The organism is Marinibacterium sp. SX1 (assembly GCF_050389775.1).
In the GTDB taxonomy this organism is placed as follows: Bacteria; Pseudomonadota; Alphaproteobacteria; order Rhodobacterales; family Rhodobacteraceae; genus Marinibacterium.
In genome coordinates this window covers 14,094-34,292 of the sequence record NZ_CP177144.1, presented here as the reverse complement: position 1 = coordinate 34,292, position 20,199 = coordinate 14,094, and the positions used below count along the sequence as shown (strand labels likewise).

At 68.3% G+C, this 20,199-nt stretch carries 18 protein-coding genes; 10 read left to right on the top strand and 8 right to left on the bottom strand.

Annotated elements, in window-relative coordinates; translation table 11 throughout:
- Positions 1–92: 92 nt before the first annotated feature.
- A complete protein-coding gene (gene mutL / locus ACK3BB_RS00170; protein ID WP_428926712.1) occupies positions 93–1,976 on the top strand; it encodes a DNA mismatch repair endonuclease MutL in 1,884 nt (627 codons plus the stop codon).
- Complete coding sequence (locus ACK3BB_RS00165) at positions 1,973–3,205, top strand: DNA recombination protein RmuC (protein ID WP_428926711.1); 1,233 nt, start codon at positions 1,973–1,975, stop codon at positions 3,203–3,205. Before mutL ends, ACK3BB_RS00165 begins: the two co-directional genes overlap by 4 nt.
- A gap of 292 nt (positions 3,206–3,497) precedes the next feature.
- On the opposite strand, the gene ACK3BB_RS00160 is transcribed toward ACK3BB_RS00165, so the two are convergent.
- Together ACK3BB_RS00160 and ACK3BB_RS00155 are read right to left on the bottom strand one after the other, a co-directional pair.
- The gene (locus tag ACK3BB_RS00160; protein WP_428926710.1) at positions 3,498–4,163 is read right to left on the bottom strand and encodes a ChrR family anti-sigma-E factor; all 666 of its coding nucleotides are present in this window, start codon (positions 4,161–4,163) and stop codon (positions 3,498–3,500) included.
- Between the two features lie 5 nt (positions 4,164–4,168).
- Positions 4,169–4,714 (bottom strand): sigma-70 family RNA polymerase sigma factor, encoded by a 546-nt coding sequence (locus ACK3BB_RS00155; RefSeq protein ID WP_428928786.1) that lies wholly within the window; start codon positions 4,712–4,714, stop codon positions 4,169–4,171.
- Positions 4,715–4,923: 209 nt separating this feature from the next.
- On the opposite strand from ACK3BB_RS00155, the gene ACK3BB_RS00150 reads away from it, so the two are divergent.
- Genes ACK3BB_RS00150 through ACK3BB_RS00135 form a run of 4 tightly spaced genes read left to right on the top strand, consistent with a single transcriptional unit; the run spans position 4,924 to position 8,333 of the window.
- A complete protein-coding gene (locus tag ACK3BB_RS00150) occupies positions 4,924–6,222 on the top strand; it encodes an NAD(P)/FAD-dependent oxidoreductase (protein WP_428926709.1) in 1,299 nt (432 codons plus the stop codon).
- Complete coding sequence (locus ACK3BB_RS00145) at positions 6,219–6,977, top strand: DUF1365 domain-containing protein (RefSeq protein ID WP_428926708.1); 759 nt, start codon at positions 6,219–6,221, stop codon at positions 6,975–6,977. The genes ACK3BB_RS00150 and ACK3BB_RS00145 overlap by 4 nt, the downstream gene beginning before the upstream one ends.
- 37 nt (positions 6,978–7,014) lie before the next feature.
- Positions 7,015–7,605: a DUF3833 domain-containing protein gene (locus tag ACK3BB_RS00140; protein WP_428926707.1), complete on the top strand. Its 591-nt coding sequence runs from the start codon at positions 7,015–7,017 to the stop codon at positions 7,603–7,605.
- On the top strand, positions 7,602–8,333 hold the full coding sequence (locus tag ACK3BB_RS00135) for an SDR family NAD(P)-dependent oxidoreductase (protein ID WP_428926706.1): 732 nt from the start codon (positions 7,602–7,604) through the stop codon (positions 8,331–8,333). The genes ACK3BB_RS00140 and ACK3BB_RS00135 overlap by 4 nt, the downstream gene beginning before the upstream one ends.
- 119 nt (positions 8,334–8,452) lie before the next feature.
- On the opposite strand, the gene murJ is transcribed toward ACK3BB_RS00135, so the two are convergent.
- The 3 genes from murJ to ACK3BB_RS00120 all read right to left on the bottom strand — a co-directional run bounded on the left by murJ (position 8,453) and on the right by ACK3BB_RS00120 (position 14,091).
- Positions 8,453–10,000, bottom strand: a complete 1,548-nt coding sequence (murJ, locus tag ACK3BB_RS00130; protein WP_428926705.1) for a murein biosynthesis integral membrane protein MurJ — start codon at positions 9,998–10,000, stop codon at positions 8,453–8,455.
- A 7-nt stretch (positions 10,001–10,007) separates the two neighbouring features.
- Positions 10,008–12,845 (bottom strand): [protein-PII] uridylyltransferase, encoded by a 2,838-nt coding sequence (locus ACK3BB_RS00125; protein WP_428926704.1) that lies wholly within the window; start codon positions 12,843–12,845, stop codon positions 10,008–10,010.
- A gap of 73 nt (positions 12,846–12,918) precedes the next feature.
- On the bottom strand, positions 12,919–14,091 hold the full coding sequence (locus ACK3BB_RS00120; protein WP_428926703.1) for a penicillin-binding protein activator: 1,173 nt from the start codon (positions 14,089–14,091) through the stop codon (positions 12,919–12,921).
- 88 nt (positions 14,092–14,179) lie between these two features.
- Between ACK3BB_RS00120 and rsmI the strand changes: the two genes are divergently transcribed.
- The 3 genes from rsmI to gshB all read left to right on the top strand — a co-directional run bounded on the left by rsmI (position 14,180) and on the right by gshB (position 16,426).
- Positions 14,180–15,037, top strand: a complete 858-nt coding sequence (gene rsmI, locus ACK3BB_RS00115; RefSeq protein WP_428926702.1) for a 16S rRNA (cytidine(1402)-2'-O)-methyltransferase — start codon at positions 14,180–14,182, stop codon at positions 15,035–15,037.
- Positions 15,038–15,050: 13 nt separating this feature from the next.
- Entirely contained in the window at positions 15,051–15,419 is a 369-nt protein-coding gene (locus tag ACK3BB_RS00110) for a YraN family protein (protein WP_428926701.1), read from the top strand.
- Positions 15,420–15,490: 71 nt separating this feature from the next.
- The gene (gene gshB, locus ACK3BB_RS00105; RefSeq protein ID WP_428926700.1) at positions 15,491–16,426 is read left to right on the top strand and encodes a glutathione synthase; all 936 of its coding nucleotides are present in this window, start codon (positions 15,491–15,493) and stop codon (positions 16,424–16,426) included.
- Between the two features lie 5 nt (positions 16,427–16,431).
- Here gshB and ACK3BB_RS00100 read toward each other — a convergent pair whose 3' ends face one another.
- The 3 genes from ACK3BB_RS00100 to ACK3BB_RS00090 all read right to left on the bottom strand — a co-directional run bounded on the left by ACK3BB_RS00100 (position 16,432) and on the right by ACK3BB_RS00090 (position 19,594).
- Positions 16,432–17,946 (bottom strand): YifB family Mg chelatase-like AAA ATPase, encoded by a 1,515-nt coding sequence (locus tag ACK3BB_RS00100; protein ID WP_428926699.1) that lies wholly within the window; start codon positions 17,944–17,946, stop codon positions 16,432–16,434.
- Between the two features lie 109 nt (positions 17,947–18,055).
- Positions 18,056–18,739, bottom strand: coding sequence for a glutathione S-transferase (locus ACK3BB_RS00095; RefSeq protein ID WP_428926698.1), 684 nt, complete (start codon positions 18,737–18,739; stop codon positions 18,056–18,058).
- A gap of 84 nt (positions 18,740–18,823) precedes the next feature.
- The gene (locus tag ACK3BB_RS00090; RefSeq protein ID WP_428926697.1) at positions 18,824–19,594 is read right to left on the bottom strand and encodes an FCD domain-containing protein; all 771 of its coding nucleotides are present in this window, start codon (positions 19,592–19,594) and stop codon (positions 18,824–18,826) included.
- 113 nt (positions 19,595–19,707) lie between these two features.
- On the opposite strand from ACK3BB_RS00090, the gene ACK3BB_RS00085 reads away from it, so the two are divergent.
- Entirely contained in the window at positions 19,708–20,109 is a 402-nt protein-coding gene (locus ACK3BB_RS00085) for a hypothetical protein (protein ID WP_428926696.1), read from the top strand.
- Positions 20,110–20,199 lie beyond the last annotated feature (90 nt).

The following is a 20,199-nucleotide window of genomic DNA, read 5'->3' as shown; positions in this document are numbered from 1 at the left end:
GCGCGGGGATGTCAATCGACCGGCCCTATGCGCCTTTCAGAATCGGCGCGGGCCATGCTAGGACTGGTGGTATGGGACAACATGACCGCAATATGGGCGATGCACGACCGGTTATCCGGCAGCTGGATGAAGCAGCGATCAACCGGATCGCCGCCGGCGAGGTCGTGGAACGGCCGGCGTCAGCCGTCAAGGAGCTGGTCGAAAACGCCATCGACGCCGGGGCGACCCGCGTCATGATCGAGATCGCCGACGGGGGCAAGACCCTGATCCGCGTGACCGATGACGGCTGTGGCATCGCCGGCGAGGATCTGCCGCTGGCCCTGTCGCGCCATGCCACGTCAAAGATCGACGGCACCGACCTGCTGAACATCCATACCTTCGGCTTCCGGGGCGAGGCGCTGCCGTCGCTGGGCGCCGTGGGCCGGCTGACCATCACCTCGCGGGCGGGCGACGAGGCGGCCGAGATCCGGGTGTCGGGCGGCAAGATGGGCGCGGTGCGGCCGGCGGCCCTGCGCGGCGGCACGGTGGTCGAGCTGCGCGACCTGTTCTACGCCACCCCGGCGCGGCTGAAGTTCCTGCGCACCGACCGGTCCGAGATGCAGGCCGTGTCGGACACGATCAAGCGGCTGGCCATGGCCGAGCCTTCGGTCGGGTTCACCCTGCGCGACGTGTCGGGCGATGGCCAGGGGCGCACGACCTTCCGGGCCGATCCCGAGACGGGCGACCTCTTCGATGCGCTGCACGGGCGGCTGGCCCAGGTGCTGGGCCGTGAATTTGCCGAAAACGCCCTGCGGGTGGATGCCACGCGCGAAGGCGTGCGGCTCTTCGGATATGCCGCGCTGCCGACCTATTCGCGCGGCGCGGCGGTGGCCCAGTTCCTCTTCGTCAACGGCCGGCCGGTGCGCGACAAGCTGCTGATCGGGGCGCTGCGCGGGGCCTATGCCGATTTCCTGTCGCGCGACCGGCACCCGGCGGCGGCGCTTTTCGTCGATTGCGATCCGCATCTGGTCGATGTCAACGTGCACCCGGCCAAGTCCGAGGTGCGGTTCCGCGACTCCGGGCTGGTGCGCGGGCTGATCGTCTCGGCCCTGCGCCATGCGCTGGCCGAGGCCGGGCACCGGGCCTCGACGACCGTGGCCGGCGCAACGCTGGGCGCGATGCGCCCCGAACAGCCGACCGCCAGTGGCCAGCCCCGGGTCTACCAGATGGACCGGCCGTCCGGCGGCTGGAGCGGCGGGCGCATGGGGACGGGTGCCATCCCGCCGGCTCCGCCCCTGCCCGAGCCGGGCTTTGCGGAAACCCGGTCGGCCTGGAGCGCGGCAGTGGTCGACACGCCTCTGCCCGCGGAGGAGGGCGGCGAAGATGGCGAGCCCGGCCCGCAAGGGGCGGCCGAGCCGCGCCCGCTGGGGGCGGCGCGCGGCCAGGTCCACGAGAATTACATCATCGCCCAGACCGCCGACGGCATGGTCATCGTCGACCAGCATGCCGCCCATGAACGGCTGGTCTACGAAAAGCTCAAGCGCCAGTCGGCCGAACGGGGCATCACCGCCCAGGCCCTGCTGATCCCCGAGATCGTCGAGCTCTCGCCCGCCGATTGCGCCCGCCTCCTGGACCATGCCGAGGCCCTGCACGAGCTCGGCCTGGCCATCGAGCCCTTCGGCGGCGGCGCCGTGGCCATCCGCGAGACCCCGGCCATCCTGGGCACGGTCGACGGCGCCGGCCTCCTGCGTGACATCCTCGACGAGCTGACCGACAGCGGCGAAAGCGCGGCCCTGAAAGAGCGCATCGATGCCATCCTGTCGCGCATGGCCTGCCACGGCTCGGTCCGCTCGGGCCGGCGGATGCAGGCCGACGAGATGAATGCCCTGCTGCGCGAGATGGAGGCAACGCCCCATTCCGGCCAGTGCAACCACGGCCGGCCGACCTATGTCGAACTGAAACTGGCCGATATCGAACGGCTGTTCGGCCGCACATGATCCAGCTCGCCGGCCAGCCGCTGCCGCTGGATGATCCGCGCCTCTGGGCGCTGGCCGGCGCTGCGGCGCTGGTCCTGCTGCTGCTGGCCCTGCTGGTCACCTCCATCCGCGCCTCGGGCCGGGCGGCCCGCGCGGCCGAGCCGGTGGCGGCGCAGATGGCCTGGCTGGGCCAGTCGCTGCAACAGATGGCCCAGGGCCAGGACCAGCTGCGCGGGGGCTTGCAACAGGTGTCGGACACCCAGGCCAATGCCCAGCTGCGCGTGATCCAGACCGTCGAGGCCCGGCTGGCCACGGTGCAGCAGCAGATGGCCGACCGGCTGGCCGAAAACGCCCTGAAATCCCAGGTCGCCCTGGCCGAGATGCAGGAGCGCATGACCGACACTTTGCATGGCCAGTCCAAGGCCACGACAACCTCGCTGACCCAGCTGCAGGAACGTCTGCGGGCCATCGACAAGGCCCAGGACAACATCACCCGGCTGTCGGGCGACGTGCTGTCGCTGCAGGACATCCTGTCCAACAAGCAGACCCGCGGGGCCTTCGGCGAGATCCAGCTGCACGAGATCGTGTCCCGGGCACTGCCCCGCGACGGCTACCAGATGCAGGCCACGCTGCCCAACGGCCGGCGGGCCGATTGCCTCATCCGCCTTCCCCAGCCGCCCGGGCCGATCGTGATCGACAGCAAGTTCCCCTTGGAGGCCTACGAAGCCCTGCGCGCGGCAGAGACCGATGCCGATCGCCACCGGGCCGGCCAGGCCCTGCGCCAGGCCCTGCGCGTGCATATCCGGGCCATTGCCGAGCGCTACATCATCGAAGGCGAAACGGCCGACGGCGCGTTGATGTTCCTGCCCTCCGAAGCGGTCTATGCCGAGCTGCATGCCAATTTCGCCGATGTCGTGCGCGAAGGCTTCGAGGCCCGGGTCTGGATCGTGTCGCCCACGACCTGCATGGCCACGCTGAACACCATGCGGGCCATCCTCAAGGACGCCAGGATGCGCGAACAGGCCGGGGCGATCCGCACGGAGCTGTCGCTGCTGCATCGCGATGTCGAACGGCTGGGCGAACGGGTGTCGAACCTGGACCGCCATTTCACCCAGGCCGCCCGCGACGTGGCCGAGATCCGGGTCAGCGCCGAAAAGGCCGGGCGGCGCGCCCAGCGGCTGGACCGGTTCGAATTCGATGCCGAGGGCGACGAGGACACCCCCCGTCCGGCTCCCGCGCCCGGGGCCTGAGCCCAGGACCGCACCGGACCATCGGCAGGACACCTTGGGCCGCTGAAGCCTAAAGGGGCGAGGCATTCGACGTCATTTCCCGGGTGGAAAGCGCGTGCCGATCGGGGGCGCTGCCCCCGTCCTCCGTTGGAGGACTCCCCCGGGAATACTTGGAAAGAGAAAGAAGCAGGAATGCAGTCTTGCCTGCCCGCGCGCGCGACGGCTGACGGGGCAGGGCAGGCCTGCTGCTTCTTTCTCTTCTTAAACATCCGGCCTTGTCCTCGACGCCTGCGCGGCAATGGGCAGGGGCGGGTCAGATCCGCAGGAAGGGCTGGACCAGGCGTGGCAGCAGGGAATTGAAGCGCAGGGGCGCGTCGGTCACCGCCAGGCAGATGCAATCCTCGGAGATATCGGCCACCGGCGTGTGGTGCAGGTGTTCGTCGGCGATTTCCACGTCGCCGCGGGCAAAGTGATCGTCCTCATCGGAAAAGGCGCCCTGCAGGACCATTGTCATCTCGGTGCCCCGGTGGCCGTGATCGGGCATGGCCGCGCCGGCCGGGATGAAGAGCAACCGGGCGGTGGCCCCTGGGGCCGTCCTGAGGATGGCCTGGCGCACGCCCATGCCGACCGGTCGCCATCGGATCTGGTCGAGATCGCCGCCGACGTAATCCTGCAGAGGGCCGGGCAGGACGCCGGGTGTTCGGCGCGGTGCGGGGGCAGCCTCCGGGGAAGGCTCTGGCGGGCGGGCCGCGATGCGGGCCAGGGTGGCGGCATAGCTGTCCTCGGCCAGGGCCACGCCCGAGGGCGGCTCGTCCAGCAGCGCGCCGCCCAGGGCGTCGAAGGCGGCCAGCCGCGCCCGGCATTCGTCGCACAGCGATACGTGGCTGGCGACCATCAGGCTGAAGGCCTCGTTCAGCGATCCGGCCGAATAGGCCATCAGGATCGCATCTGTCAGGTGATGTCTGATCTCTTGGGTCATCGGTTTCACTTCATGGCATGGCGCAGACGATCCAGCGCCAGGCGTATCCTCGACTTGATCGTGCCCAGCGGCAGACCCGTTTGCGCGGCGATCTCGCGGTGGCTCATGTCGCCGAAATAGGCCCGTTCGATCAGCTCGCGCTGGGTTTCGGGCAGGTCCTGCAGCGCCGTGCGCAGCTGGGCGCTTTCCTGTTGCAGCCCCATGACCTCGGCCTGGTCCGGTTCGGCCTCGGGCCCCCAGGGCAGGTCTTCGGGCTCGGGCCGGCGCTGGCGGCGCAGCATGTCGATGCGCCGGTTGCGCGCGACCGTAAAGATCCAGGTGGCCACCGAGGCCCGGGCCGGATCAAAGAGATGGGCCTTGTGCCAGACCGTGGCCATGACCTCCTGGGTGATTTCCTCGGCCTGGGCCGCATCGGCGCCCGACTTGACCAGGAACCCTTTCACCCGCGGGGCGAAATGGCGAAACAGCGCGCCAAAGGCCACCTGGTCGCCGGCGCGGATCCGGGCGACGTGATCGATCCAGGGACAGCCTCCATCGGGCTTGGTCTTCATCTGCACGCGTCCGATCCTCGGGCCGGGCCCATGAGCCACGATTGCCTCATGGCTTACGCCGTCGGAACGGGAGGGATCAACCAGCATCTCCATGTCCAGCATTACGGTCCCCGGGCCGGGGCGGATCACCGCGACACGAAATTTTTCTCTTTTTCATCCAAATGGCCCTCTCGTGCGTAGACCTTTCGAATGCAAAACCGGAGACGCAGATGCCATTTGAACAACGCAGCGCCCTGCCGCGCAGGATCGCGGTGATCGGCGGGGGGATTTCGGGGCTGGGTGCGGCGCAGATGCTGTCCGATACCCACCTTGTCACCCTGTTCGAAGCCGCGCCCCGGCTGGGCGGGCATGCCCGCACGGTCATGGCCGGCAAGCGCGGCGACCAGCCCGTCGACATGGGCTTCATCGTGTTCAACCAGGTCAATTACCCCCGGCTCACCACGCTTTTCGACCAGCTGGACGTGCCGGTGGCGCCCAGCAACATGAGCTTTGGCGTGTCGATCGACGGTGGCGCGCTGGAATATGCGCTGTCGGGCATCAATGCGCTGTTCGCCCAGCGGGCGCGTGCCGGTGATCCCAGGTTCCTGCGCATGATCCGCGACATCTTTCGGTTCAACGCCGGGGCCGAGGCCGCGATCACCGGGCCTGACATGACCGTGCGCGACCTGTTGGCCTCCCTGGGCACCGGCCCGTGGTTCCGCGACTATTACCTGCTGCCCTTCTCCGGGGCGATCTGGTCGATGCCGAAGCGGCAGGTGCTGGATTTCCCGGCCATGGCCATGATCCGGTTCTTCCGCAATCACCACCTGCTCAGCCACCGGGGCCAGCATCAATGGTACACCGTGCGCGGCGGGTCGGTGCAATATGTCTCGCGGCTGGAAAGCACCCTGCGCCGGCGCGGGGTCGAGATTCGCACCGGTTGCCCGGTGCGGGCGATCCGCCGCGACGGGCTGGGCGTGACGATCACCCCGGCGGGCGGCGAGGCCGAGCATTTCGACGATGTCGTGCTGGCCACCCATTCCGACGACAGCCTGTCCCTGTTGGCCGATGCCAGCCCCTTTGAACGGGCCGCGCTGGCGCGCATCCGCTACCAGCCCAACCAGGTCACCCTGCATGCCGATCCGGCGATGATGCCCCGCCGGCGGCGGGTCTGGTCCAGCTGGGTCTATTCCGAGGATCGTCGGGCGCCGTCGGACGTGATCGACCTGACCTACTGGATGAACTCGCTGCAACCGATCCCGGACGACGATCCGCTGTTCGTCACGCTCAATTCGCGCCGGCCGATCCGCGACGAGCTGATCCACGACCAGGTCACCATGCGCCATCCGGTCTATGATGCCGACGCCCTCGTCGCCCAGGAAGAGATCCGCGCGCGCAACGGCACGTTCAACACCTGGTTCTGCGGGGCCTGGATGAAGAACGGCTTTCACGAAGACGGCCTGGCCAGCGCGGCCGATGTCGTGTCGGCCATGGCGGCCCGGCCCTTGCACCAGGTGGCCGCGGAATGAGCGGGGTGGACCATATCGCCGGCCAGACTTTCCATGGCCGCAAGGGCGCGGTGCGCAATGCCTTCCGCTATGGCGTCGATTACCTGCTCTTCGATGCCGAGGCCGAGTTGACCGGCCCGGCGCTGTTCTCGCGCAACCGGGCCAACCTCTTTGCCGTGCATGATCGTGACCATGGTGGCGCGCCGGGCAACGGGCGCGGTGCGCCCTGGGTCCGCGAGGTGCTGACCGCCCATGATCTGCCGCAACCCGCGCGCATCCTGCTGCTGACCCAGCCGCGCGTGCTGGGCCATGTGTTCAACCCGGTGAGCTTCTGGCTGTGCGAGGATGCCTGCGGCGGGCTGCTGGCCGTGATCGCCGAGGTGACCAATACCTTCGGCGACCGCCATTCCTACCTGTGCCACAAGCCCTGCCTGACCCCGATCACCCCGTCCGACCGGCTGCAGGCCAGCAAGATCTTTCATGTCAGCCCGTTCCAGCCCGTCGAAGGCGGCTATGTCTTCCGCTTCGACATCCGGCCGGACCGGCTGGGCATCTGGATCGACTACAGCCAGCAGGACGGCGGGCTGATCGCCACGCTGACCGGCCATCGCCGGGCCCTGGGCAACGGGTCGATCCTGCGCGCGGTGCTGCGCCGGCCACTGGGCTCGCGTCGGGTGCTGGCGCTGATCCATTGGCAGGCCCTGCGGCTGTGGTGGAAGAAGGCCGGCTATCGCCTGCGCCCCGCGCCGCCCGAAGGCGAGGTGTCGCGGGGATGACGGGAAACAGATCGGGAAACGGAAAGGAGGACGGATGATGCTGGATATCCTCTTGGTGATGCTCGGGGCGGTGATCGTGCTGGCCCTGCTGGCCCTGCGCCGGGGTCTGGCGTCCTTTGCGGCGCAGCGCCCGGCCGATTACGCCGCGGCTGGCCCGGCGCTCGATCCGCGCCGCCACCTGGACGGGCCGCTGATCTGCGACGGCGTGGTCTATGGCCCGACGGGCCGGGTGGTGTCGCGGTTCACCGCCGACATGGAGGCCCGCTGGGACGGCAACCGGGGCGTGCTGCGCGAACATTTCCGCTATGACGACGGGTCGAGCCGCGACCGCGAATGGCGTCTGACCCTGCTAGGCGACGGCCGGATCGAGGCGCGGGCCGAGGATGTCGTCGGTGCGGGCCAGGGCTGGTTCCGCGGCCCGGCGCTGGCCTTGCGCTATCGCATCCGCCTGCCGGCCGCGTCGGGCGGGCATGTGCTGGGCGCGGTGGACTGGATGTATCTCACCCCGGACGGCACCATCGTGAACCGCAGCCAGTTCCGCAAGTTCGGCGTGACCGTGGCCGAGCTGGTGGCCACGATGCGCCCGGCGCCAGCCCCGGCGGCGGGTCGGGGGGCCGAGGCCGCATGAGACAGCTGGACGGCAGGCGCTACTGGCTGATCGGCGCCAGCGAAGGCCTGGGCGCGGCGCTGGCCCGCGAACTGACCGGGCAGGGCGTGCACCTGGTGCTGTCGGCCCGTTCGGCCGACCGGCTCGACGACCTGGCCGCCACGCTGCCCGGCGGGGCCGAGACCGTGGTGATGGACGTGACCGACGAGGCCAGCGTGCAGGCCGCCGCCCGCCAGGTCGGCCGGGTCGATGGCATGGTCTACCTGGCCGGGGTCTACTGGCCGATGGCCTCGCAGGGATGGCAGGCCGACGAGGCGGTGGCCATGGCCGACGTGAACTTCACCGGCCTGGTCCGGGTCCTGGGCCAGGTCGTGCCCCAGATGGTTGGGCGCGATGCCGGCCATATCGTGATCACCGGCTCTCTGTCGGGCTTTCGCGGCCTGCCGGGGGCCATCGGTTATGCCGCGTCCAAGGCCGGGGTGATGGCCCTGGCCGAATGCCTGCATGCCGACCTGCACCGGTCCGGGGTCGACGTCCAACTGGTCAACCCGGGCTTCATCCGCACCCGGCTGACGGCGCGCAACGATTTTGCCATGCCCTTCCTGATGGATCCAGACAAGGCCGCCGCGATCATCGCCCGTCACATGACCCGCCGGCGCTTTGCCCGCAATTTCCCGACCGGCTTCAGCTGGGTCTTCCGCCTGTCCCGACTTTTGCCCGAGAGCGTCTACCTGCGGCTCTTTGCCTGAACTGGCCACGGGCGTTGGCCGAGCGGTCGGGTATTTAAGACCAAGAAGAAGCAGCAGGACGCGCCCCTGTCTTCTTCTTGGTCTTAAATACCCGGCGCTCGCTATCCGTTTGCGGCTGGTCAACCGCGTCGGAACGCCCGTTTGAATTCGGATAGCCTGAGCGCACCGATCACGTGGGCGGTGGCGAAATAGCTGACCATGCCGGCCAGGACCAGGCCGAGCAGGGCCAGGTAGCGCAGACCAGGCGTGCTCAGCGCGGTGCCGAGGGCCAGGGCCAGGGCCCAGCAGATCGCGCCCATGATCAGCGATGCCAGGACGATGCGCCAGATCCGCCGGTGGAACCGGGCATCGAACCGCGCGACCTCGCCCATCGGCCGGGCGCCGCGCACCAGCAGGACCACCATGGCCCAGCCGGCCAGCGTCGTGGCCCAGGCCGGGGCCGTCCAGCCGATCAGGAATGCCCCGCCGACGGCGATCACCGCGTTCACGGCCATGGCCCAGAGCGCATAGCGGAAGGGCGAGCGGGTGTCCTCGCGGGCGAAAAACAGCGGCTGGTAGATCTTTTGCAGGACAAAGGCCGGCAGGCCGAGCCCGTAGATCGCCACCGCCCGGGCGATGCCCGCGCTGTCGACCGCCGTCGTGGCCCCCCGTTCGAACAGCACCGAGACCAGCGGCAGCGGGATCACGACCAGCGCCACCGCGCAGGGAATGGTCAGCGCCAGCGAGATCTCGGCCGCCCGGCTGAGCGCATCGCGCGAGCCGGCCATGTCATCGGCCGCCAGCCGGCGCGACAGGTCGGGCAGCAGCACCACGCCGATGGCAATGCCCACCACGCCCAGCGGCAGCTGGTAGAGCCGGTCGGCCGCAAAGAGCCAGCTGACCGCCGTGTCGAAATACGACGCCACCTGCTGGCCGACCAGAAGGTTGACCTGCACCACCCCGCCCGCCAGGGCGGCGGGCACGGCGATCCGCACCAGCCGCTTCAGCTCAGGCGTCAGCCGGGGCCGGCGCAGCCGCAGGGCGAAGCCCGCGCGCGAGGCCGCGATCCAGACCAGCGCCAGCTGGCCCACACCGGCCACGGGGATCGCCCAGATCAGCGCCCGGGCCACGTCGCCACCGACCACCCGCGCCGCGACCATTGCTGCGATCAGCAGCAGGTTCAGCAGTACCGGGGCCGCCGCCGCCGCCGCGAAACGGCCGGTTGCGTTCAGCACGCCCGACAGCAGCGCGGCCAGCGAGATGAACAGGATGTAGGGAAAGGCGATCCGCCCGAAATCTACCGCCAGCAAGAATTGCGGCTGGCCGGCAAAACCCGAGGCCAGCCCGAGGATCAGCCAGGGCATGGCCAGCTGCGCCAGCAGCGTCAGCACGATCAGCACCGAGGCCAGCCCGGCCAGGGCGTCTTCGGCAAAGGCCCGCGCCTCGTCCTGGCCATCGCCTTCCAGCTTCTTCGAGAACATCGGCACGAAGGCCATGTTGAAGGCGCCCTCGGCGAAGAACCGGCGGAACATGTTGGGCAGGCGGAAGGCCACGACATAGGCCTGGTAGAGCGGCCCCGTGCCCAGGAACGCCAGGATCATCGCGTCGCGGACAAAGCCCAGCACGCGGCTCATCAGCGTCCAGCCACCCACGGTCAGGAAGCCGGACATCAGCCGGATCGGTTTCATCGGGCGCTCACCGCTGGGCGCGTTCGGCGCCGTCGGCCACGGCCTTGATCAGCCGTTCCTCCAGGCGCTTCTGCTTGGACGGCGTGTGGTATTTCAGCCCGAACATGTCCTTGACATAGAACGTGTCCACGGCCTGTTCGCCATAGGTCGCGACCACCGCCGAGGCGATATAGATATTGGCCTCGGCCAGCGAACGGGCCAGGTCGTAGAGCAGGCCGGGCCGGTCGCGGGTATCGACCTCGATGATCGTGTAGATGTCCGAGCCGTCGTTGTCGAAGATGACCTTGGTCGGCACCTTGAACGCCTGTTCGCGCGGCTTGATCTTGTCGCGCGATTTCAGCGCCTCGCGGGCCACGACCTCGCCTTTGAGCGTGCGGTGGATCATCTGGGTCAGGCGCGGCAGGCGCGAGACCTCGTAGGGATTGCCGTCGTGGTCCTGGATCCAGAAGGTCGCCGTGACGTAGCCGTCCTTGGTCGTATAGGTCCGCGCGTCGCAGATATTGGCCCCGACCAGCGCCAGCGCCCCGGCCAGCCGGGCGAAGATCCCCGGGTGGTCGACCATGGCAAAGCAGGCCCGGGTGACGTCCATGTCTTCCTCGGGATGCAGGTCGATGCGGATCTCGGCCGGATCGCCGCTGCTGACCAGTTCGCGCATGAGCCGGGCAAAGACCACGTGGGCCGTGATGTGCAGGCCCTGCCAGTAGGGCGGGTAATGGCGGTCGATCTCGGCTTCGAGCTGGCGGGCGGGCCAGTCGTGCAGCTCGGCCCGCAGCCCGGCGATGGCCTCGGCCTCGCGGGTCTCGCGGGTGACCTGGTCGGTGCCGGAATCCAGCGACCGGGCGGTCTGGCGATAGAGCGCGCGGATCAGCGAGGCCTTCCAGTTGTTCCAGATGTCTGGGCCCACGCCTCGGATGTCGCAGACCGTCAGGATCAGCAGCAGGTCCAGCCGTTTCTTGGTTTCCACGGCTGAGGCGAAATCGGACACCGTGCGCGGATCGGCGATGTCGCGTTTCTGGGCCATGTCCGACATCAGCAGGTGGCTGCGCACCAGCCATTCCACGGTTTCGCATTCTTCCAGCGTCAGGCCCAGCCTGCGGCAGACCACGTGGGCGATCTCGGCGCCCAGGATCGAATGATCCTCGGGCCGGCCCTTGCCGATGTCATGCAGCAGCAGGGCGATGTACATGACCTTGCGGTTGATGCCGTTGTGGATCGCCCGCGACGACACGGGCAGGTCGTCTTCCAGCTCGCCGCGTTCCAGCCGGGCCAGCTGGCCGATGCACTGGATGGTGTGTTCGTCGACGGTATAGGAATGATACATGTTGAACTGCATCATCGCGACGATCGGTTCGAACTCGGGCAGGAAGGCCGCCAGCACGCCCAGCTCGTTCATCCGGCGCAGGGCGCGTTCGGGATTGCCGTGGTTCAGCAGCATGCCGATGAAAAGCTGCGCCGCCTCGTCGTCGTTGCGCATCTCGTCGTCGATCAGGTGCAGGTTGGCCGCAACCAGCCGCATGGCGTCGGGATGGATGAGCAGATCGGTGCGCAGCCCTTCCTCGAACAGCCGCAGCAGGTTCAGCTTGTCGGCCAGGAAGGCCTTGTCGTTCTCGATGCCCAGCCGGTTAAATTCGATCTTGTAGCCCGGCCGCACCCGCGGGCGCCGGCGCAGCAGCCGTTCCAGCAGCGGGCCGGACCGGGTGTGGGTGGCTTCGAGCTTGGTCAGGAAGATCCGGGTCAGGTCGCCGACCCGCGTGGCATGGCGGAAGTAATCCTGCATGAAGACCTCGACCGCCCGGCGCCCGGCCTTGTCGGTATAGCCCAGCCGGCTGGCCACCTCGACCTGCATGTCGAAGGTCAGTTTCTCGTTGGGGCGGCCGGCCAGCAGGTGCAGGTGCGAGCGCACGGCCCAGAGAAAGGATTCCGCGGCGGCAAAGCTTTCGAATTCCTCGGGGCGGAAGACACCCAGGGGCACCAGTTCGGCGGCGTTCTGCACGCCGTGCAGGTACTTGGCGATCCAGAACAGCGATTGCAGGTCGCGCAGCCCGCCCTTGCCTTCCTTGACGTTGGGCTCGACCATGTAGCGCGCGCCCTGGCGCTGGTGGCGCTTGGCCCGTTCTTCCAGCTTGGCCTCGATGAAGTCGCGGCTGCCACCCGAGAACAGGTCGCTGTGCAGCTTGTCGGCCAGTTCCCCGGCCAGGTCGGTGTCCCCGGTCAGGAAGCGATGTTCCAGGAAGGTCGTGCGGATCGTGAAATCCTCACGGCCCAGCCGGATGCAATCCTTGATGGTCCGGCTGGCGTGGCCGACCTTCAGCTTGAGATCCCACAGCATGTAGAGCATCGATTCGATGACGCTCTCGGCCCAGGCGGTGATCTTGTAGGGCGTCAGGAACAGCAGGTCGACATCCGAGAACGGGGCCATTTCGCCCCGGCCATAGCCGCCGACGGCCACGACGGCCATGCGTTCGGTGGCCGTGGGATTGGGCAGCGGATGCAGGTAGGTCGTCGCGGCGTGGAACGTGGCCGCGATCAGCCCGTCGGTGAGGTAGGTATAGGACCGGGTCAGCGGCCGGGCGGCAAAGGGATCTGCGGCAAAGGCCGTTTCGATGGCGGCACGGCCGGTCGTCGTGGCATCGCGCAGGATCTCGACGACACCGTTGCGCAGGGCCTGCGGATCGGGCTTGCCCGTGCCCATCTCGTCGATCCGGGCAAAGATGGTTTCGGTGTCGAAGATCTCGGCCGGGGCGCAGATCAGCGGCCCTTCCGGGCGCGGCCGGCCGGGCAGCACCCCGCTGTCGCGGGGCAGGGAGGCCGGGGCCGGGGCGGTGCGCGTCGTGTCGTCGGGCATGGAGGGGGCCGTCGGTTGAAGGTGGGGCCGCCGGGCCGGGCCCGGCGGCGGGAGTTCAGGCGAGGCCCGGGGCTCAGAGGCCGAGGCCGCCGAAACCGCTGGGCGCGGGATCGATGATGGACATCTGGTTGTTGCTGATCGTCGCCACGGCCAGGGCCCGTTCGTTGCTGCCGTTGGGCAGGAAGCGGAAGGCGCCATAGACACCCTGGAAACCCGCGCCCTGGGTCAGCGACTGGGCGCTGAGCGCGTCACGCTTGCCCGAGGACAGCAGGGCGCCGATGGCCGCGATGCCGTCATAGCCCAGCCCGGCGATCGGGTGCGGCGGGCCGCCATAGGCCGCGGCATAGCGCTGGCTGAACTGTTGCGAGGTGCCCGGATCGGGCAGGGCGAACCAGCCGCCCTGGACGCCCGGCAGGGTCAGGGTCTGGGCCGGCACGTCCCAGCGGGCCAGGCCCATGTATTGCACCGTACCCGGGGCCGCGCCGGCTTCGGGCAGCAGCTGGGAATAGAGCGGCAGCGCGCCGGCCGTCGTCGAGGTCAGGAACAGCGTGTCGGCCGCGTTGCTCGAAATGGCCGAGGTGATCTGGGGCACGCTGTCGATCACGCTTTGCTGCGACAGGTCATAGGGCACCGAGGCCACGACCTCGGCCGCCGTGCCGGAAAAGGCCTGCTGGATGGCATTGCGCCCCAGCTGGCCCGGCACGTCCGAGCTGTGCACGACAACGACCCGGCGCTTGCCCTGGCGCGCGGCATACCTGGCCAGGCGGTTGGCCGTGTTCTCGAAGGTGTTGCCCAGGACAAAGACATTGCCCCCGGCGATCTGGGTGTTGTTGGAGAAGGACAGCACGTTGATGCCCTGGCTGGCCACGGCCAGCCCGGCGGCATTGGCCGCCTCGGCGCGCAGCGGGCCCAGGATGATCTTGGCCCCGTCATTGGCCGCCTGCTGGGCCATGGCCGCGGCGGTCGTCGCGCTGCCGGCCGTGTCATAGACCCGCAGGTCGATCTGGGCGCCCTGCAGGTCGGCAATGGCCAGGCGGGCGGCGTTTTCCAGGCTGGCCGACAGCACGCCATCGCCTTGCGTCGACGAGGATTTCGGCACAAGTAGCGCCACGGTCACGGGACCGGAGGTGTTGACGGTCGGGCCGCCGCCGATCGGACCGGGCTCACAGGCGGCCAGGGCGAGGGCCGCGACAACGGCCGCCCCCCGGAGCACCGCCTTGCGGGCGGGGGCGAAAAAGGCAAGCATGGACAAAGGACACTCCAACTGTTCCGGGCGACGCGCCGCCGCCGTGTTGCCCCTGAAATAATAGAGATCCCTGAAGGAGGGTCTAGCGTTGAATTTCCGCAGCACCCCGCTGGCACCCGGCCTGCATTTCGTCGGAACCCCGATCGGCACCGCCCGCGACATCACCTTGCGGGCGCTCGACGTGCTGGCCTCGGCCGATGTGCTGGCGGCCGAGGATACCCGGTCGCTGCGCCACCTGATGGAGATCCACGGCGTGCCCCTGAACGGGCGCACCGTCCTCAGCTACCACGACCACAGCGGCGCCGGCGCCCGCGAGCGGCTGATGCAGGCCCTGGCCGGCGGGCAATCGGTTGCCTATGCCTCCGAGGCCGGCATGCCCCTGATCGCCGATCCGGGCTATGGGCTGAGCCGGGCCGCGGCCGAGGCCGGCCACCTGGTCACCTCGGCGCCCGGACCTTCGGCGGTGCTGACCGCCCTGACCCTGGCCGGCCTGCCGACGGATGCCTTCTTTTTCGATGGTTTCCTGCCCTCGGCCCGCACCGCCCGGCGCAACCGCCTGGCCGAATTGCGCGAGATACCCGGCACGCTGGTTTTCTACGAATCCCCCAAGCGCATTGCCCAGACCCTGGCCGATGCCGCCGAGGTCCTGGGCCCCGACCGCCCGTCCGCCCTGGCCCGTGAACTGACCAAGAAATTCGAGGAAATCCGCCGTGGTGGCCTGGGTCAACTTGCCGAGGAGATCGCGGAAAAACCGGTTAAGGGCGAAATCGTCCTGGTTGTCGACCGTGCCCGTCAACCTTCCCTTAACGCCGCTGACCTAGAACAGGACCTGCGCGACGCCCTGCAGACGATGACAATCCGTGATGCCGCCGACCTGGTGTCGCGGGCCCATGGCCTGCCTCGCCGGCAGGTCTACCAGGCGGCGCTGAAGATGGAAAAGGACTGACAAAGGATTGGCGATGGACAGGCGCAGCCGGGGACGGATCGAATATCATGCGGGCCTTTCCGCCGAAGACAGCATCGCCCGCGATTACGAACGGCGGGGCTTTCCGGTGGCGCGGCGGCGCTGGCGGGGCAAGGGCGGCGAAATCGACCTGATCGCGCGGGATGGCGACGCGCTGATCTTCATCGAGGTCAAGAAAAGCCGGGATTTCGACACCGCGGCCCAGCGGTTGGGCCCACGCCAGATGGCGCGGCTGTGCCAGTCGGCCGAGGAATTCCTGGGCGGCGAACCGCGCGGATTGCTGACCGAGATGCGGTTCGACGTGGCACTGGTCGATGCACAGGGGCGTCACAAGATCGTCGAAAACGCCTTCGGCGCGGCCTGAGCGCGCGCCTCCCATTGATCCCGCCGGCGCCCTGCGCCATGTAAGGCGGGTCCAAGGGGAGTGACGCACCGATGAAGATCGCCTTTCAGATGGACCCGATCACCGGGGTCGACATCAATGCCGACAGCACCTTCCGCCTCGCGGAAGAGGCCCAGGCACGGGGCCATGCGCTGTTCTATTACGCTCCCGACGACCTGGCCTTTGAAGAAGGCCGGGTGACGGCCATTGGCCAGGACATGCAGGTGCAGCGGGTGGCCGGCACACCGGCGATCCTGGGCGAGAAGCGCAAGGTGGACCTGGGTGAATTCGACGTGGTCTGGCTGCGCCAGGATCCGCCCTTTGACATGCATTACATCACCTCGACCCATCTGCTCGACTTGCTGCCCGACAGCACGCTGGTGGCCAATGACCCGTTCTGGGTGCGCAACTACCCGGAAAAGCTGCTGGTCCTGACCTTCCCGCAGCTGACCCCGCCGACGGCCATCGCGCGCAATATCGACACGATCCGGGCCTTCCGCGAGAAGCATGGCGACATCATCCTCAAGCCGCTCTACGGCAATGGCGGGGCCGGGGTGTTCAAGCTGTCGCGCGACGATGGCAACCTGTCCTCGCTCTTCGAACTCTTCACCGGCTTTTCCCGCGAACCGCTGATCGTGCAGAAATTCCTGCCCGACGTCAGCGCCGGCGACAAACGCGTGATCCTGGTCGATGGCGAATGTGTCGGGGCGATCAACCGCGTTCCGGCCAAGGGCGAGACCAGGTCCAACATGCATGTGGGCGGCCGCCCCGAAAAGGTCGAGCTGACGGACCGCGACCGCGAGATCTGCGCGGCCATCGGCCCCCTTCTGAAGGAAAAGGGCCAGATCTTCGTGGGCATCGACGTGATCGGCCAATACCTGACCGAAATCAACGTGACGTCGCCCACCGGCATCCAGGAACTGGAACGCTTTGACGGCATCAACGTGGCGGGCAAGGTCTGGGAGGCCATCGAAGCCCGCAAGGGCTGACCGCCTCAGCCGCCCACGGCACCGGTCAGCCGCAGCCCCAGGGCTTCGGCCACGTGGGGGCGGCGCACCGCGGCTGATCCGTCCAGGTCGGCAATGGTGCGCGCCACGCGCAGCACCCGGTGATATCCCCGCGCCGACAGGCCGACCCGTTCGGCCATCCGGCGCAACAGCTCCTGCCCCTCGGCATCCGGTGTGGCCAGTTCGGCCAGCAGGTCCCCGGACATGTCGGCATTCTGCCGCAGCCCTGCCATGCCCTCGAACCGCGCCGCCTGCACCTGCCGGGCCGCCGCGACACGGGCGGCAACGACCGGGGAGCCTTCACCCCCCGAAGCCATTGTCAGATCGGTGAAATCCACCGGCGGCACCTCGATCCGCAGGTCGAACCGGTCCATCAAAGGCCCCGAGATCTTGCCCAGGTATTCCTCGCCACAGATGGGCACCCGCGCACAGGCCCGCGCCGCATCCGGCAAGTAACCGCAGCGACAGGGGTTGGCCGCCGCCACCAGCATGAACCGGCAAGGATAGGTCACATGGGCATTGGCCCGCGCCACCATGACCTCGCCCGTCTCGATCGGCTGGCGCAGGGTTTCCAGAACCGAGCGCGGGAATTCCGGCAATTCGTCCAGGAACAGCACCCCGTTGTGCGCCAGCGAGATCTCGCCCGGCCTCGCCCGCCTCCCGCCGCCGATGATCGCCGCCGGGGTCGCCGTGTGATGCGGGTCGCGATAGGGTCGGGCCCGGCTGATCCCGCCCTCGTCCAGCAGGCCGCAGAGCGACTGGATCATCGAGGTCTCCAGCGCCTCGACCGGTGTCAGCGGTGGCAGGATGCCGGGCAAGCGCTTGGCCAACATGGACTTTCCCGATCCCGGCGTGCCAACGAAGATCACGTGATGCCGCCCCGCCGCCGCGATCTCCAGCGCCCGCTTGGCCCGTTCCTGGCCCTTGACGTCACAGAGATCCGGCGCCGGAGCCCCGGCCAGCGCCTCGCCCGGTCGGGCTACGTCGATCGGCGCCTGGCCGGTGAAATGCCGCACCACGTCCGACAACGTGCCCGCCCCCAGCACCTGCGCCGCCCCGACCCAAGCCGCTTCCGCTCCCGAGGCCGCGGGGCAGATCAGCTGGCGGTCATCCTCGGCCGCCGCCATGGCCGCCGGCAACGCTCCGACCACCGGCACCAGCGTGCCGTCCAGCGACAATTCTCCAAGCGCCACAACGGCTTCGACGGCCTCGCCCGGCAGGATCTCAAGCGCTGACAACAGCGCCATGGCGATGGGCAGGTCGAAATGCGAGCCCTCCTTGGGCAGGTCCGCCGGCGACAAGTTGACCGTGATCCGCTTGGACGGCAGCGCCACCGACATGGTCGACAGGGCGCTGCGCACCCGGTCGCGTGCCTCCGACACCGCCTTGTCCGGCAGCCCCACCACGGAAAACGCCGGCAAACCGGCGGTGATGGCGCATTGCACCTCGACCAGCCGGGCCCGGACTCCTTCGAAAGCGACCGTGTAGGTTTTTGCGACCATGACACCTCCGGTTCCGGTCAGACCGAACCATGGCTAGCGTCATCTTGGTTTCCAAATCGTTAAGGCGCAGCGGTGCACGGGCATTTCCATTAGCACTTTCGCGCCGGCGTCACCCGATCGGCCAGGCCTCGCTGGGCAGATCCTGCGGATAGGGCTCGGGGTCGTAGGTCACCTCTTGCGCCATTTGTCGCCATTCCCGGACGGGATCGGTGTTCAGCAAGGCTTGGCAATAGGCCCGCGCCCCGGCGCCAACCGGCAGGTCATAACCGATGATCCGCGCGGCCACGGGCGTGTAAAACACGTCTGCCAGCGAATATCGCCCGAACAGCCAACCTTCATCGGCACCCGAGATCGCCCGGCCATGGGCCCAGAGCACCTCGATCCGGTTCAGGTCTGCCCGAACCGCGTCGGATGGCGAGAAGTCCTTGTAAATGCGTTGGAATTGCATCGGGCAATCGCCTCGCAGGGCCGCGAAACCGGCCACCATCTCGGCGCAGAGCCAACGTGCCGTAGCCCTTTGCGCCGGCGTGTCGGGCCAGAGCCCGGCCTCGGGGTGCCGCTCTGCCAGCGTCTCGGCAATCGCCAGGCTTTCGCCGATGACACAGCCGTCGGGCGTGCGCAGAACGGGCACCAGCCGGGCCGGCGCCAGTGGGGCCAGGTCGGCGGCCATCGTGCCGCTGTAGAGCCCGACAAAATTCGTGCGGACGGGCAGATTGAATGCCGCGCAGCTCAGCCAGCCCCGAAGGGACCAGCTGGAATACATGCGGTCGCCAAGAAAGAGATCATAGGTCATGCGCCCAGAGTGCCGCCGTGGCGGGGGTCGGTCCAATGCCATTTTGTGCGCCGGGTCATCACGACATCAATGGTTTGACCCGGTTCAGGGCGATTTCGTCTCGTGATCCAGCCGCTGGCGGGCGATTTCCTCGTTGGCCTCGGCGCGACGCCGGTCGGTCAGGGCGGCCTCGACGTAATCCAGGTGGGTCTCGACCGCGCGCCGCGCTGCCGCCCCGTCGCGCGCGATCAGAGCCCGCGCAATCGCACGGTGCTGGTCCAGAAGCGCCTCGCGCGCCTCGGCCTGGGCAAAGACCGCCTGGCGGTTGTAAAACACCCCCTGCTGCAGCAGATCATACATCGACCGCATCATGTGCAGCATGACCACATTGTGGCCGGCTTCGATGATGCTCATGTGAAACTGCGCGTCCAGCCCAGATTCCTCGCGGGCCGAGCCGGTCTTGTGGGCCTGTTCCATCTTGGACAAGATCGTCTCTATGACCTTGAGATCGCTGTCCGAACCCAGCCGTGCCGCGCGTTCGGCGGCCAGCCCTTCCATGTCGCGCCGGAACGACAGGTAATCCGACATGGCGGCGTCATGACTGCCCATCAGGCGGACAAGCGCCGGCGAAAAGGCCGACCCTAGCACATCCGCCACAAAGATCCCCGATCCGGGGCGGGCGGTCAGCAGGCCCTGTTCCTGCAGCTCGGCCACGGCGTCGCGCAGGCTGGGGCGCGAGACGCCCAGCCGTTCGGCCAGGTCCCGTTCCGAGGGCAGCCGTTCGCCGGGCCTCAGGATGCCCCGCAGGATCAACAGCTCGATCTGCCGGACAATGGCCGTCGAGATCTTTTCGGGAAGGACTTTCTGAAAGGGCATGGGCCAATCTTGCTGAATTGGTCAAATCATATGACCGCATTTGTGCTGGTGCAACAGGGCAGGGCCCGGTTTCGTGCACGCCCTGTTAACCTGATCAGGTGCATGGTCCGTGGATGAGGATCGTTTTCCTGTGTCTTTTGCTGGGCGTGATGGCCTGTTCCGCGCCGTCGCCGCATTTCGCGGGGATCGCGCCGACTCGTATTGCCGTCGCGGGCAGTGTCTTTGATGTGCGTGTGCGCGGCGAATTGGCGGAATCTGTCCGGCTGAACCCGCAATATGCCCCGCGCCTGGGTCCGATTGCGGGCCGCGCGGCGGTGGCCATGGCCTTTGCCAGCGGGTGCGAGGTGCGCGGTGTGCTGGGGGACCAGGCAGTGCAGCTGGGCCAGCTGGATTGCGGCAGGGGGCGCGGCCCGCCCTTGCGGCCGACCCCGCGTTACGATTGCATTGAAATCCCCTCCGGTGTCGAACGCACGGACGGGACGGAGTATCTCGACTATGATTGCTCACCCTATTGAGTTGATCTGCTCGCAATATCTTGTGGAAAAGCCGCAAAGCTCCGCGACATCTGCCGTGATCGCGTTGACTCCGGCCGGCGGGATGGCGAC

What these genes read in the sequence shown, in the direction of transcription:
- ACK3BB_RS00110 (WP_428926701.1), top strand. Translation starts at nt 15,051, where the DNA reads ATGGACAGGCGCAGCCGGGGACGGATCGAATATCATGCGGGCCTTTCC.
- ACK3BB_RS00095 (WP_428926698.1), bottom strand. Translation starts at nt 18,739, where the DNA reads ATGACCTATGATCTCTTTCTTGGCGACCGCATGTATTCCAGCTGGTCC.
- murJ (WP_428926705.1), bottom strand. Translation starts at nt 10,000, where the DNA reads ATGAAACCGATCCGGCTGATGTCCGGCTTCCTGACCGTGGGTGGCTGG.
- ACK3BB_RS00120 (WP_428926703.1), bottom strand. Translation starts at nt 14,091, where the DNA reads ATGCTTGCCTTTTTCGCCCCCGCCCGCAAGGCGGTGCTCCGGGGGGCG.
- gshB (WP_428926700.1), top strand. Translation starts at nt 15,491, where the DNA reads ATGAAGATCGCCTTTCAGATGGACCCGATCACCGGGGTCGACATCAAT.
- ACK3BB_RS00135 (WP_428926706.1), top strand. Translation starts at nt 7,602, where the DNA reads ATGAGACAGCTGGACGGCAGGCGCTACTGGCTGATCGGCGCCAGCGAA.
- ACK3BB_RS00100 (WP_428926699.1), bottom strand. Translation starts at nt 17,946, where the DNA reads ATGGTCGCAAAAACCTACACGGTCGCTTTCGAAGGAGTCCGGGCCCGG.
- ACK3BB_RS00125 (WP_428926704.1), bottom strand. Translation starts at nt 12,845, where the DNA reads ATGCCCGACGACACGACGCGCACCGCCCCGGCCCCGGCCTCCCTGCCC.
- ACK3BB_RS00090 (WP_428926697.1), bottom strand. Translation starts at nt 19,594, where the DNA reads ATGCCCTTTCAGAAAGTCCTTCCCGAAAAGATCTCGACGGCCATTGTC.
- ACK3BB_RS00155 (WP_428928786.1), bottom strand. Translation starts at nt 4,714, where the DNA reads ATGAAGACCAAGCCCGATGGAGGCTGTCCCTGGATCGATCACGTCGCC.
- ACK3BB_RS00160 (WP_428926710.1), bottom strand. Translation starts at nt 4,163, where the DNA reads ATGACCCAAGAGATCAGACATCACCTGACAGATGCGATCCTGATGGCC.
- ACK3BB_RS00165 (WP_428926711.1), top strand. Translation starts at nt 1,973, where the DNA reads ATGATCCAGCTCGCCGGCCAGCCGCTGCCGCTGGATGATCCGCGCCTC.
- ACK3BB_RS00150 (WP_428926709.1), top strand. Translation starts at nt 4,924, where the DNA reads ATGCCATTTGAACAACGCAGCGCCCTGCCGCGCAGGATCGCGGTGATC.
- ACK3BB_RS00085 (WP_428926696.1), top strand. Translation starts at nt 19,708, where the DNA reads ATGAGGATCGTTTTCCTGTGTCTTTTGCTGGGCGTGATGGCCTGTTCC.
- mutL (WP_428926712.1), top strand. Translation starts at nt 93, where the DNA reads ATGGGCGATGCACGACCGGTTATCCGGCAGCTGGATGAAGCAGCGATC.
- ACK3BB_RS00140 (WP_428926707.1), top strand. Translation starts at nt 7,015, where the DNA reads ATGCTGGATATCCTCTTGGTGATGCTCGGGGCGGTGATCGTGCTGGCC.
- ACK3BB_RS00145 (WP_428926708.1), top strand. Translation starts at nt 6,219, where the DNA reads ATGAGCGGGGTGGACCATATCGCCGGCCAGACTTTCCATGGCCGCAAG.